Below are 12,663 nucleotides of genomic sequence, written 5' to 3' on the forward strand. Positions count from 1 at the left end.
GCAGTCGCGCCGGGCGGTGCTTGGGAAGGGGGAATTCAGAAGACCGGATCGCTGCCGAAGGGATTGCGCATGCCCTTCAAGGTCGGCTGACCGCCGTAGTTCAGTTCGTTGCGGAATTTGGGGCAGCCGTTCGGCCCGAGCGTGCGATCGCAGCCGGGGAACGCGACGACGCGCGCATCCGGCGCGAGCGCGGCCGGGGTGAGCAGGCGCAGGGTGGCGCCGACGTGGCTGACCACGAAACGGCGTTCGACGCCGAGCGTCGCCGTCCACTGCAGCACGCCGCCGTCGAAGTGGCCGTCGTCGAACGCATCGAACGCGGCCGAGGCGACGGAATACCCGGTCGCATCGCTCAACACCGCCGGCACCGCGTGCGCGTCCGGATCGGCATTGCACAAGCCCAACCCCTGGCTGTAGAGCACCAGCGGGCAGTTCGACTGCCAGCTGCGGCGCAGACCGAGCGTCTCGACGGCGGCAGCGAGCGACTCGCAGCGCAGCTTGGCGACGCTGTGGGTCTCGTCCAGATTGGCGACATGCCCGGTCCAGCCCAGGCGCACCTGACCGTCGCGCACCCGCACGCGCTTGAGGTCCAAGCGCAGGCGCAGGCCCGGCGGCACCGGGCGGAACAGGTTCAGCAACGGCAGGTCGAGCGGCGCGGTGATCTGCAGCGCGTTTTTCGCATCCTCCGCCGACTGCAAGATCTTCTCGCGCGTCAGCGTGATCGGGGCGTAACGCTGGCCTTCGACGATCGCTTCGCGTTTGGCGTCGGTGTAGCGCCAGTGGTGCAGTCCGATCGAGAAGTCGTACAGCTCGATCTCGCGCGAGAGCAGGCTCATGCGTGCGTACTCAGGGTTCTTCCGCCGGAATCCCGGCGAAGGACACCGCGCAGTCGAGCAGACCGTCGCTGTCGGCGTGGTGGCGCAGCTCGACCGTATCGCCCGCGAGCGTGACCAGCGCCAGCCAGCTCACTAGGCGCACCCGTTCGGGTGTGATCGTTCGACCCAATGCCGTATCCAGTCGCAGGCGTTCGGCGAGATCGCCGTTGGCGAGTGTGAGTTCGCTCGACGCTTCGATCGCGCGGTAGAACACGGCGCCATCGACCAGTTCGATGCGGACATGGCGACGGCCCGCCTGCTGGCGCAGACTGCGACTGACGCCACAGGCCGCGACGGTGAGCGTGAGCGCGGTCTCGCCGATTGTCTCGATCACGTCAAGATCGTCGGTCCAGGTCGGCAGCCACAGCGCCTCTGCCCGGCCCTGCAGGCCATAGAGCAGGCCGCGGTGCGCGGCGCGTTCGGCGCGGCCGAACAACCGCCAGGCGTGCGACTGCGTGGTCCACGCCAGGCCCGAAGCATCGTCGACCTGGGTGCGGCCGACGTCGCCATCGAGCAGATCGAAGCGACGGGCCAGGATCGCGCTCGGGTCACGGGTTTCGTCCGGGCGGTGTTCGAGCACGGGGAACCCGCGATAGCGCGTCGCCGGCAATACCAGCGGCCAGTCGCACGATTCGGTCGCCTCGAAGCGCAGTTGCGTGGACATCAGCCGATCGGTGTGGCGCCGCAGCTCCGGCGCGTCGGTCAGGCGCGCGGTGCGACAGGGCATCAGGCGTGTGCCGACCGGCCACGCGCGGCGCGTCGGCGCGCGCAGCGTCATGCGACCGTTCGCGATCTGCGCGACTTCGACCAGTTCGTAGGTCGCCACGTCGCGCCAGAGCATGGCGAGGCTGCCGACCGCAAAATCCAGACCCGTAGCGTCGACCGGGATCTCGACCGCACCCGCGGCCAGCGGCGCACCGAGCCGCCGCGTATCGACGAACACCGGCAGCGCCCACACGCGCGCTGTCCAATCGAACAGTGCGTTCTCGACCCAGCGCCGCTCGCGCCGATCGGCGAGCACCGCGAACTCCCACGACCGATGCGGCGCCTCGCGCAGCGGCGTGCGGGTGACGGTGCCGGCGATGGCGACCTGGACGTCGGTGAGCCAGGCGAGCGTTTCGGTCAGCGCCTCGGACCAGTTGGGCGGCAGCGTCCATGCCTGCAGGCGCAGGCCGTCGATCCGGATCGCCCACGTCGCGCCGTCCGCGAAGGACAGCACCGCCACCGCGTCGATCACCGGCGGACCGTCGAGGCCGACGGTGAGGGTCAGCACCCGCTCCTGCAACGGACGCAGCGCCAGCGGCAACGCCCCCGGCGCGGCGAGCGTGCTGCCGGCATCGCCGGCGAGGCGCAACGCGGTCAGCGTCTGCGGGATCGTGCGCCAGGCATTCCACACCGCGACTTCGCGGGTCAGCTCGGAGACGACGTTCCCCAGCGACAGCGCGGTCGGCAGGACGTGGACGCGGTCGAACAGGTCCTCCGCGAACCGGTGCGCGAGGCGTCCGGTCGCGGGCCAGCGCAGCGCGGCCGGCGCCCGAAACACCCCTGCCCACGCGACGATGCCCTCGCGGCGGTACGCGGCCGGGGCGAAGGCCCCCTCGCCGAGCGCGTTCAGTTCGATCGAGAGCATCGGGTTCGCCGCGCCGAACGCCCGCGGCGTCGGCGCGATGCCGATCAATCCGGCCATCAGGGCGTGTCCCGCAGCGCGACGCCGAAGGTGCCGGAATGCTGTGCGCCGATCGGCCAGCCGGCGCCATTGCGCTGCACCGGGTGAACCGCGTGCAACGGATACGCCCACCAGCGTTCGGGGCCGTAGAGCAGCGGTTGGCTCAGATCGAGGTGATCGAGCCGGCAGTAACGCGCGTGCGCGAACGTGGCGACGATGGTCTGACCTTGCGCCTGGCGCGCGAGCAGCACGTCGATCGGCAGCAGCACGGTCGCCTGATTGAAGGTGGATGGCAGCGCATGCAACAAGCCGGCCTTGTGCGAGACGCCGAGCAGTTCGCCCGGCGCGCCACCGTTGGCGGTGCGCCAGCCCGCCGCACCTTCGAGACCGCAGTGAATGAAACTGCTGTGATAGCTGCCGGCCGCGCTGGCGAAGAAGAACCCGAGCCCCAGGCCATCGTAGGGCAGCGCACCGAGATCCGTGCCGCTGTTGGCGGCGATGAACACGCGACAGGTCGCGGACGTCCCGACGACGTCGCCGCGGAACGCCCCGCTGCACCACAGGCCGGTGCCGCCGATCTGCGGCATCGAGGACACGCCCCAGTTGAGATGCTGGTGGCGATCGACGTTGTAGCGCAGGACGCAGTAGATCTCGTCCGGCGCGTCGAACGCGTGCAGCACGTAGACGGCCGGCCACTGGATCGGCGCATTGGTGAAGGACAACAGCTTCGCCGACTGCGGGCAGGCGCCGGTCAGCGCCGCACCCGCCTGACCGGTTCCGGCCTGCAGGCGCAGTTCCGTCGCCGTCGCGGTCAGTTGCACGAAGGCGACGCCCTTGCTGAGGATGCCGCTCGCGAGCGTCCAGCCGCGCGCGGTCAGTGTCGTCTCGATGGCGACTTTCAGGGCCGCGAAACTCGCGACCTGTCCGGTGAACGTCGCCATCAGGCCATCTCCACCGCGACGTAGTCGCGCCAGGTCGTGCGCGCGCCATCCTGCAGCACCACGAACGCGCGGCCGTTCACCGCACGGATCGCATCGACCGCCTGGCGCACGCTCATCCCGGTCTGGTCGATCACCGCGCTGCCCTCGAGCTGCAGCACGTTCTCGGAGGCGTTGTTGTAACCGGAGACCATGCTCACGCCATCGAGCACGCCATAGAGGTTGCCGCTGCTGGGATAGGCGCGCGCGTCGTTGTCGTAGGCGCCGAATGTCATCTCGTACAGTTCGAGCGGCTGCGGCTGGTGCAGCGTGCCGGCCGGCACCAGGCAGCGATACCCGCTGCCATTGCGACCCACGTACTCGCCGGCCAGACCGGCATAGGTGGTCTCGGTACCCTGACCGTTGCCGAAGGGCGAGATCTGCACCTTCTTCCAGGTCCCGCCGGCATCGCGCAGGAACAGGAACCCGTCGTTGTAGCCGGCTTCGCTGCTCCCCTTGCGGCCCTTGTAGGGGAACCAGTGCAGATCGCTGTAGCGTCGCGCATCGCGGCCGTCGAAGTGCCCGGCGACGATCAAGGGCGACGGAAACTCCCTCGGCCGGGCATACGCCAGCGCCTTGCCGACGTAGAGGTGCGCGTAGATCGGCGAGCCGACCTTGAGCGCGCCGACGATGCGACGCGGATTGGCGGTCAGGAAGTAGCTCACCGCCTGGTTATGGCCCGGTACGCCCGACGTCTTGATCCCGGGCTGCGCCTCGAACGGGGCGGCCGGCACGTAGCCGGTCATCGTTGCCGCGAGCAGGTTGTAGTAATCAGCGGCGATGTTCTGGTACGCCTTGAAGCCGACCGTGATCTCCTCCTCGCCCGTGGTGCCGGTCGAACGCAGGATCAGTTCGCGCTCGGGAATCGAAGCGTCGTAACGTAGCGTCGTCCAGCCGGCTTGCTCGGCGAGCGCTCGCAGGACATCGAGCAGTTGCAGGTGGGCGTCCGGGCCTGCGCCCTTGACCACGGTGTCGATCGCGTAAGTCATCAGCCACCTATCCTTTGGCGCAGGAAGCTGCCGTTGCGGTCGATCACGTTGAGGATGGTCTGTTCGAGGCCCCGGCTCTGCGCCATCGACTCGGCGAGCGCATCGGTGTTGATCGCGTTGATCAGGCGCAGATTGAGTTGCGGGTTCAGGCCCGCTGCCGCGCGCGCCAGGCCGCCTTCGGCGAAATTCATGCGCGGCGCGCGCGGCAGCGACACGGCAGGCGGCGTCGCACCCGCGAAGCGGCGCGCGTGCCAGGCCTCCAGCGCCGGCATGCCGCGACGATTGAAATCTTCGAGAAAGGGCAACGCGCCGGGCTGGCGCACGACGGCGGCGCGGGTCACGAACTCAAAATCCGACAGCCACGCCGGGATGCTGTCGGAGGTCGCCGTGCCCGGACCGCGCACATGGCCGCCGGTCGCATAGCCGCCCCCGCCATTGAAAGTCGCCTGCGCGATCAGGCCGGCGATGGTCGCGCCCTGCGCGATGGCGCCCGCGATGAACGGAATGTTCTGCGGAAAACCGACCTTGCTCGCTTCGGCCACGTTGTTGGCGAGCGCGAGCGCCGCCTGCGCGATCGCGAACGCTTTGCTGAGCGCGAACAACGCACGATAGGTGGCGCTCTGCTCGCCGCCGAAGGATTTGGCGATGTCGGCGAGCTGGCCGAAGGTCGCAGACGCGCCCGCGAGCAGCACCTGCGTCTGCGCCGATTGCAGTTGCGCGAGCGCGGCCTGGTGCTGGCGCTCGATCGTCTCTTCCTGCGCGTCCCACTGCGCGTTCAGATCGGCGCGCTGCGAACGAAACTGCGCGAGCAGCGCGAGTTGTTCGGCATGCCAGGCTTCGAGCCGCGTGCGCGACTGTTCGATCTGCGCGAGATCGCCGCCGGCCGGCCCGAGATCCGGTGTCGCGCCGGGCACGCGGTCCAGCGCCGCATCGGGCTTGCGAAAGCTCGTCTGCGCCACGCGCGCCATCGCCGTGTCGAACGCGGCCTTGGTCGCGATCCCCTCTTGCAGCGCATCATTGAGCAGCGCAACCTGCACCCGCGCTTCGTCCAGCGCGACCTCGGCCGGCGTGCGCAGGCTCGCGCGCAGCGTCTCGTAGGCGCGCGTGGTCTTCTCGAGTTCGGCCTTGCGTTCGCGCTCGGCATCCGCACTCGCGCGCGCTTTGTCGAGGGCTTCGGCCTCGGCGACGAGTTGCGCCTTCAGCGCGGGCGCGAGCGCTTTGAGGGTGCCCTGCGTGGTCTCGTAGCGGACGCGCGCGGCCTCACCGGCACGGGTCTGGCCCGCTTCGACCTCGCCCAGCAGCGCGACTTCGCGGCGCAGGGACTCCAGTTCGCGCTCGGCGGCCTCGCGGGCGCGGTCGGCGTCGGTCGCCTTGGGCTTCGGTGCGCGCGGCCCCTTCGGCGCCTTGAACTGGTCGTCGATTTGCGCGCGCCGCGTCTTCTCGAACGCCGCGATCGACACGCCTTCGACTTGCGTCACGCCACCCGCGCGCAGCGCGGCGATATCGCGCTCCAGCTCGCGCAATTGCTGCGCCTTGGCGACCGCACGATCCTGGCTGAGCGCGGCCTGCGCGCGACCGAGGGCGTTGATCGCGTTCGTCTGCTTGGCCTGCGTCGCCGCCTGCGCATCGGCTTTCGCCTGCTCGGCGTTCGCCTCGCGCTGCAGGGTCGCCTGCTCTTGCCGCAGCGCACGGATGCGTTGCTTCGTGTCCGCATCGACCTCGGCGCTGGCGAGCACGGCATCGAGCGAGTTCAGACCCCCGAGTTCCCGCCACTCGTTGCCGATGCGGTTCAGCTCGTCGGTGGTCTTCGACAACCGGAACGCGAGATCGTCGCGGCCGATGTTGCGGATCGTCTGCCAGACCCCGCCGATGACCTTGCCGAGCGCGATCCACGCCCGCTCCAGCGAGCCGGCGCGCGCATACGCTTCCTGCACGCGCTGCTCGTGGACGCGCGCGAAGGTCTCGATCGCGAGACGCGCGGCGTCCTGCGCACGGCCCTGCGCTTCGAGCGCACGGACGTGCTGGTAGACCTCGACCGAGAGGAAGCGGTACTGCTGGTTGAGTTCGAGCAGTTGCGCGGACGGCGCACGCGCGAGCGCGATCACCTTCTGGGTCGTGTCCTCGATCGACGCGCCGGTCAGGGTCGAGAGATTGACCGCGGCGCTCGCCGCGAGTGCGAGCGTGTCGCCCGCGACGGTGCCTGCGGCGGCCAGCGCAGTCAGCGCGGCCTCGGCGTTGCCGTACTCGCCGGTCGCGCCGCCGACGCTGTCCTTCACCACGCGCAACTGTCCGGCGGTGGTCGCGGCGGCATTGCCACTGGCGATCAGCGCGCGCTCGTAGGCCTGCGTCTCCCGATAGCCAGAGAGCGTCGCGACTGCGACGCTGCCGATGACCGCGGCGACCAGGGCGAGCCCTGCGACCATCGGCGTGATCGCGCCGAGCAACGCGCGGGCCGCGGGCACGATGCCGCCGAAGGAGTCCTTCAACTGACCGCCCTGCTGGATCGCCACCAGCCACGGTTTCTGACCGCCGGCCAGCGAGGTGAAGATATCGGTGATCTGCGCCGGTAGCTGCCGCATCGCCTGCCGGGTCTGACCGACGGAGATCCCGTACTGGTCCACCGCCCGGCGACCGACGTCGGTCGCACGCGCGGCGGTGACGGTCGCGGTGGCGAGCCCGGTGCGGGTCGTCGCCAGCCGCGCCTCCAGCGCGTCGGCGCGGCGGTTGATCTCCAGCATCCGCAGTTCGGCGTCCCGGCGCAGCGCCTGGGCCTGACCCAGGGCTGCGGTGCGTTCGGCCGGCGTGCGCAGTTGGTCCGGCGTGGCGGCGGAGAACACCGCCGTGGACGCGGCGCGCCGCTCGGCGATGCGCGCCTGCTCGACCGCCTGCTGGCGCAGCGCGGCGGCGTTGCGGGCCGCGGCGTCGGCTTCGAGGCGCGTGCGCCGCTCGACCTCGGCGGTGATCGCGCGCTGCGCGGCGAGCACGGGTCCGGTCTGCGCATCGACGGTGACCGCCCGACCGGCGGCGCGCACCTGGCCGAGCGCGCGGTCGACCTGGACGAGCGCCGTCTGCAGCCGGCCGAGACTGGTCTCGGCCTGCGCGGAGTCACTGCGAACCTTCAGATTGAGAACGAAATCCTGATTCATCGGGACGGGTTCATCGAGATCTGCTCACGGACGACCGCGCAGGGACTTCACACGCGCCTCGGCGGCCTCCCCGCCCCACACGGCGGTGGCCACGTCCTCGATGAAGTCCGCGCGCCGGTGGCGTTCGCCACGGTCGACGGCCTCGAAGGTCGCGAGGAGCTGGCGTTCGGTCATCCGGCCGAGTCGGGCGAGGTCGCCGCATCCGGCGGCGGCGAGTCGGGCGAAGAGATCGCTCCAACCGAGGCGCCGGCCGCGAGCCGCTGCACTTCGCGCAGTTGGGCTTCGCGCAGTTCCGCCAGCACCTCGCGCACGAAAAAAGCCGCATTGACCGCAAACCAGGTCGCTAGATACAGCTCCAGTTCGTCGGGCGCGAGCGCCTCGAGCCACACGGCGTCGACATCGCCCGCCTGCGCCGCAATCGTGGGGATCACCGCCCGGTGGCGACCGAACAGCCGGCGCACGTGCGCGTAGCGCAGCGCACCGTCGTCGCTGGCGTCGACGAGGTCGGCGATGAAACCGGACGCGCGGTCGGCGACGTCCAGCCCCTCGAAGAAACCGTACTCGCGAAGGACGATCGTGCGACCGCCGAGAACGAGCGTGCGATCCGGATGCAGGATCGCGAGATCGTCCGCAGTCGAGGTGGCTTCGGAGGCCGGCGCTGCGGGCAGTTTGGTGGCCATCAGACCACCTCCGGCAGATCGAGGCGTCCGAAGCCGCCGAGCAGCGGGTCGGCCGCGGCCTCGGGATCGAACAGCACCGAGGCGGTCAGCTCGAACTGGCCGAACGACTCGTGGATCAGGCCGAGGTTGGAGACCGGATTGAACTGCACGCGGTACAGGCGCACCTGCACCGGCGCGTTGTCGATCGAGTTCGTGCCGTCCAGATACAGGAAGCGTTCGGGCGCCGAGGTGGTGAGCATCGCCACGCTGGTGCGTGCGCCATAGCGGTAGGCCGCGCGCAGCGGTTGGACGAACGTGGCGAGGTTCAGCAGCTTGATCAGGCCCGCGCGGATACTCTCGATCCGGTAGTGGGTGTTCGCCACCAGCGTGGCCGGCGCCGCGTTGCCGTCGGTCAGGACGAACTGGCTGATCGTGGTGTGGTCGAGCGCGATCACATCGTTCGCCGCGAGCCCGGCCGGGAACGCTTCACCCGTCACCGTGCCGGCCGCGATCGACGCTTTGCTCGCGTACAGACCGAGCAGCAGGTTGTCGATGTCGGCCCAGTTGATCGCGACGGTGAGTTCGGCCTCCTTGCCCTTCTGCAGCACGGCGGAGGTCAGGCGATTGCCCGAGTACGATTCCTTGCGCGTTTCCGTCTCGGTCTTGAGGGTGAGATCGCACTTGGGGGCATCGCCGACCCAGCGCAGCGCGCCGGGGCGACCGCCGGGCAGGCGGTTGCCCAGATAGAGTTTTCCCTGGAACGAAAAGTCCTGCATTACGCGCTCCTGGCCGTCGTGTCGGCGGCCGGTTCGGTGGAGGAAAGATCGACCGCGACGCGCGCGCGGCGGTCGTGGCGCGGCGGGGTCGCCTCGGTTGCCGTCGCTTCGCTTCCCGCCGTATCGGCGACAAGGGCGTCGGCGTCGGACGCGGTCGGTGCGTCCGCGAGCGCAGGCGGCGGCGTGGTCAGGCCCCAGGCCTCGAGCACGGCGGCGTCGGCGTCGTTGACGCTGAGTTCGATGCCGTCCGGCGGCGGGTCGTAGGCGATGCCTTCGTGGGTGTGCGGGTGGTACAGACGGATGGTTTTCATGTGCGTGGCGCGTTGGGGGAAGAAGGGGCGGACGCCGCGGCGGCGAGCCGCAGGAGACGTTCGGATTCGACGGCGAGCACGCCGCGGGCGTAGTCGACCAACCGCTCGGGGCGGCGGCCCTTGGCGAGCATTTGCGCGGCGGTGGCGCCGTACTCGACGACCAGCGGTTGACGCGGCTTGCCGGCATACCGGCCCTGCTGCATCGGGCGTTTGGGGCCTTCGCGGCGGAAGACGTGTTCATTGCCCGCGAGGCCCCGTCGGATGAAGGCGCGTTCGCGCAGGCTGCGTTTGCCGCGGACGATCGCGGCGGTGACGCCACGCGATGTCGGACGCGCGGCGAAATTGCGCAGGCCGATGCCGCGGAAGCGGCCGACCAGGCGCACGCCCTCGTCGGTGGTGCGCGATGACAGGTCTTGCGTGAGGCGGCGCGCGCCGATCTGGTACTCGGCCTGGATGTCGCGGCGGGCCTGCACCGGCAACCGCCGAGACAAGGTGCCGATCGCGCGCGAGTGCAGGGTCGGCAGCCGCGAGGCCAGCACGCTCAGGTTGCGGGAGGCGGACAGCAGGCCGTCGAGATCGGCGTGCAGAAACGCGCTCATCGTGGCACCGCGCGTCGGTAGCGCGTCCCGAACAGCACCTGCGCCGCCATCGCGGCGAGGCCATCCGGCCGGTCGAGCAGCACCGATTCCTGGAACTGCAGCGGCAGCGCCAGTGGTGCCTGCGCGTAGCCGTCCAACGCATCCTCGATGTCGGCGATGGTCTCGACGATGCGCTGCTGCGCGTTGTCGATCCGGACCGGCACGAGCGCCTCGACGACGAACGTGAAGCCGCGTTCGCCCGCGCTGCGCGCATCGTCGGGATACAGGGTGGTCAGCGGATACAGCGTCAGGCACGGGCCATCGTTCGGATCGAATGGCGCCGGCTCCAGGCGCACGTCGCGACCGGCATCGGTGCGGTAGTCGTTCGCCCGACGCACGGTGCGCAATCGCGTTTGCACCAGCTCAAGAATCGCCCACGGAATTGGGGTGTCAGCCATGCAGGACGGTCTCCGTCACGAGTCCGTCGTCGAGCAGCACACGATCGATCCGGAACCGGCCGCCGGGCACGTGCAGGACATCGCCCGCACGTGGCCGCCACTCGATGTTGAGGAACTTCACGGTGGTGACCCGCGCGAGGCCCTGGCTGTAGTCGCCCAGCTCGGCCACGTTGTAGGTGATCACCACACGCACCGGCACCGGCAGCCGGCGACCCCGACGCACGATGGCCGGCTCGCCGAACACCGCGAACAGGGCGTCGTGCGCGGCCTCGAAGGCCGGATCGAGCGGGCTGCTCACGCCAGATCCCGCGCGGCATACCGCAGGTTCTCGGCGATCCGCCGCGTCCAGCCGCGACCGAACACTGCGAAACGGTCGTGCTCGGCGTAGAGGTCCAGCCGCAGCGCGAGCAGCCGCTCGATCAGTGACGCCTCATCGGCCGAACGCAGGGCCGCGAGCGTGACAGGCCCGAGCTGCCCGTCGATCCGCACGCCCGCCAGCCGCTGCAGCCAGCGCACCGTGCGGCCGACGCCGTGATTCACCGCGGCATCGAGCGCCTGGAATGCGAGTGCGGGCGGCAACGCATCGCCCTGCAGCGGCGTCCAGAAGTCGCGCCGGTATAGCGCGATCGCCTCCGTCCGCGTGAGCTTGCCGATGGCGAGCGTCGGATACGTGCGCTGGCTGATGCCCCAGCGCGTGCGACCGCCGGGATCGCGCGGATCGTCGGCATCGCCGCCCTCGTGGATCAGCACCCGGTCGATCGCGCGGACAAAGCGATCCCCGGCCGGCGGCATTGCCGCCAGCGTGTCGTGGTCGTTCATGGGCGTGCCTCAGTTGATCGAGAGTTTGACCAGCACGCTCGGCCGCAGGCACATCGGCAGCGGATTGGACTGCGTGTGCAGGTCGGTGCCGCGCTCGAACTTGCGCGCATCGAGCTTGGCGTACACCGGCCGGCCGAGCGTGTTCACGGTCTCGTTGAAGTCGGCCGGCGCGTTGTAGGTGCCGAAAGTGTTGAGGGTGCCGATCGGGAAGGCGTGCGCCTCGCCCGGCGCGATGAACCGGCGCACGGTGCCTTCCAGGTCCGACGCCTTGCCGCGGTACTCCTCGAACACCAAACCGCCGAAGCTGAAGCCCTTGCGCACGTCGTTGATCAGCACCGCGCCCTGCTGCCACTGCGCGTAGGCGGTCTTGACGTCCTTGTGCGAGGTGAGCGCGGCGAAGAACTCCTGCGAGCACAGCACGCGCGCGCCGGTCATGAACTCGCCGAGCAGTCCCTCCTCGATCAGCGCCAACGTCTCGATGCACTTCTGCTTCACATCGGTGCCGTTGTTCGGGTTGTCGATCTGGAAGGCGACGGTCTGCTGCGCGATCCGGAACTCCTCGAACAGGTCGTAGAGCACGCTGCCGTCCGAGTCGAGGATCTGACCCTTGAGCGCGCCCATGCGCAGGTGCTCCAGGGTGATCGCGTGTTTGTTGCGCATGGTCTCCAGGCGCTCGGCGATCACGCCCGCGACCGATTCGAGTTCGGTCTCCGAGCCGAAGGCGCGCAGACCGCTGACTTCCTCGGGCAGGACCACGTCGTCGTGCGGGATGTGCGGGGCGACGAACGAGCGCACGCGGCGCTTGTCGTGCGCGGCGAGCGTGCCGGGCGAACCGGGCGGCCGGGTCGGCAGCAGGGTCAACACGCCGGCTTTCTCCTCGACGAGGATCTGGCGCGAGCGCACCGGCTTCTCGGGGAACAGATCCAGTTCCTGCAGCCGGCCGTAGCGGTTCGGAATCAGGTTGATGGCGGCGGTGAGCGCCGCCATCGAGAACGCGGGATTAGCGAAGGGATTCAGCATGGGAGGCGGCCGTGGTGGGGAATTGGCGAACGAGGACGCCGAGCGCCGCCAACTGCGCGAGGGCAGCGGCGGTCTGTTCGGACGTGAGGGTGGGTGCGAAGACCAGCGCGCCGCCGAAGACCGTGGCGTGGCGCGCCACGATCACGCTGCGGCGGCGTTCGGTCGCGGCCGTGACGACCGCTTCGATCAGGACACCGGCGGCGATCTCGCGACCGTCGCTGGCGGCGGGGTCGAGGGCGACGATTTCGCGGGTCGCGGTGACGCGGCCGACGACGGCGCCGAGCGCGAGGGTCTGGTTCGCGGCGACGACGACTTCGTCGCGCGAGTACAGATTCGGGGCTTCGTACTTGAGCAGGTCGGCGAGGTTGGCGGGTTCGTGCAGGACGGGCATG

15 protein-coding genes are annotated in these 12,663 nt (G+C 70.0%); all 15 read right to left on the reverse strand.

The genetic code is table 11. The features are described from left to right. Window positions 1–35: 35 nt before the first annotated feature. Genes ABD974_RS01955 through ABD974_RS02025 form a run of 15 tightly spaced genes read right to left on the reverse strand, consistent with a single transcriptional unit; the run spans window position 36 to window position 12,662 of the window. Window positions 36–833, reverse strand: coding sequence for a phage BR0599 family protein (locus ABD974_RS01955; RefSeq protein ID WP_345301583.1), 798 nt, complete (start codon window positions 831–833; stop codon window positions 36–38). A 10-nt stretch (window positions 834–843) separates the two neighbouring features. Next, complete coding sequence (locus ABD974_RS01960; RefSeq protein WP_345301584.1) at window positions 844–2,559, reverse strand: hypothetical protein; 1,716 nt, start codon at window positions 2,557–2,559, stop codon at window positions 844–846. After that, the gene (locus ABD974_RS01965) at window positions 2,559–3,479 is read right to left on the reverse strand and encodes a hypothetical protein (RefSeq protein ID WP_345301585.1); all 921 of its coding nucleotides are present in this window, start codon (window positions 3,477–3,479) and stop codon (window positions 2,559–2,561) included. The genes ABD974_RS01960 and ABD974_RS01965 overlap by 1 nt, the downstream gene beginning before the upstream one ends. Next, the gene (locus tag ABD974_RS01970) at window positions 3,479–4,504 is read right to left on the reverse strand and encodes a hypothetical protein (protein ID WP_345301586.1); all 1,026 of its coding nucleotides are present in this window, start codon (window positions 4,502–4,504) and stop codon (window positions 3,479–3,481) included. The genes ABD974_RS01965 and ABD974_RS01970 overlap by 1 nt, the downstream gene beginning before the upstream one ends. Then, on the reverse strand, window positions 4,504–7,650 hold the full coding sequence (locus tag ABD974_RS01975) for a phage tail length tape measure family protein (RefSeq protein WP_345301587.1): 3,147 nt from the start codon (window positions 7,648–7,650) through the stop codon (window positions 4,504–4,506). Before ABD974_RS01975 ends, ABD974_RS01970 begins: the two co-directional genes overlap by 1 nt. A gap of 24 nt (window positions 7,651–7,674) precedes the next feature. Next, entirely contained in the window at window positions 7,675–7,824 is a 150-nt protein-coding gene (locus ABD974_RS01980; protein WP_345301588.1) for a hypothetical protein, read from the reverse strand. Further along, window positions 7,821–8,330, reverse strand: coding sequence for a DUF6631 family protein (locus tag ABD974_RS01985; RefSeq protein WP_345301589.1), 510 nt, complete (start codon window positions 8,328–8,330; stop codon window positions 7,821–7,823). The genes ABD974_RS01980 and ABD974_RS01985 overlap by 4 nt, the downstream gene beginning before the upstream one ends. Beyond that, the gene (locus ABD974_RS01990; protein ID WP_345301590.1) at window positions 8,330–9,085 is read right to left on the reverse strand and encodes a phage tail tube protein; all 756 of its coding nucleotides are present in this window, start codon (window positions 9,083–9,085) and stop codon (window positions 8,330–8,332) included. The genes ABD974_RS01985 and ABD974_RS01990 overlap by 1 nt, the downstream gene beginning before the upstream one ends. Then, a complete protein-coding gene (locus ABD974_RS01995; protein ID WP_345301591.1) occupies window positions 9,085–9,396 on the reverse strand; it encodes a hypothetical protein in 312 nt (103 codons plus the stop codon). The genes ABD974_RS01990 and ABD974_RS01995 overlap by 1 nt, the downstream gene beginning before the upstream one ends. Further along, window positions 9,393–9,995: a hypothetical protein gene (locus tag ABD974_RS02000; protein WP_345301592.1), complete on the reverse strand. Its 603-nt coding sequence runs from the start codon at window positions 9,993–9,995 to the stop codon at window positions 9,393–9,395. Before ABD974_RS02000 ends, ABD974_RS01995 begins: the two co-directional genes overlap by 4 nt. After that, window positions 9,992–10,432 (reverse strand): hypothetical protein, encoded by a 441-nt coding sequence (locus ABD974_RS02005; protein ID WP_345301593.1) that lies wholly within the window; start codon window positions 10,430–10,432, stop codon window positions 9,992–9,994. The genes ABD974_RS02000 and ABD974_RS02005 overlap by 4 nt, the downstream gene beginning before the upstream one ends. Then, the gene (locus ABD974_RS02010) at window positions 10,425–10,730 is read right to left on the reverse strand and encodes a head-tail joining protein (protein WP_345301594.1); all 306 of its coding nucleotides are present in this window, start codon (window positions 10,728–10,730) and stop codon (window positions 10,425–10,427) included. Before ABD974_RS02010 ends, ABD974_RS02005 begins: the two co-directional genes overlap by 8 nt. Beyond that, window positions 10,727–11,251, reverse strand: a complete 525-nt coding sequence (locus tag ABD974_RS02015) for a glycoside hydrolase family 108 protein (protein WP_345301595.1) — start codon at window positions 11,249–11,251, stop codon at window positions 10,727–10,729. The genes ABD974_RS02010 and ABD974_RS02015 overlap by 4 nt, the downstream gene beginning before the upstream one ends. 9 nt (window positions 11,252–11,260) lie before the next feature. Beyond that, window positions 11,261–12,271: a major capsid protein gene (locus ABD974_RS02020; RefSeq protein ID WP_345301596.1), complete on the reverse strand. Its 1,011-nt coding sequence runs from the start codon at window positions 12,269–12,271 to the stop codon at window positions 11,261–11,263. Further along, a complete protein-coding gene (locus ABD974_RS02025; RefSeq protein ID WP_345301597.1) occupies window positions 12,252–12,662 on the reverse strand; it encodes a head decoration protein in 411 nt (136 codons plus the stop codon). Before ABD974_RS02025 ends, ABD974_RS02020 begins: the two co-directional genes overlap by 20 nt. Window position 12,663: the final 1 nt, after the last annotated feature.

Origin of the sequence: Lysobacter hankyongensis, assembly GCF_039543145.1 — a bacterium.
GTDB lineage: Bacteria > Pseudomonadota > Gammaproteobacteria > Xanthomonadales > Xanthomonadaceae > Lysobacter_I > Lysobacter_I hankyongensis.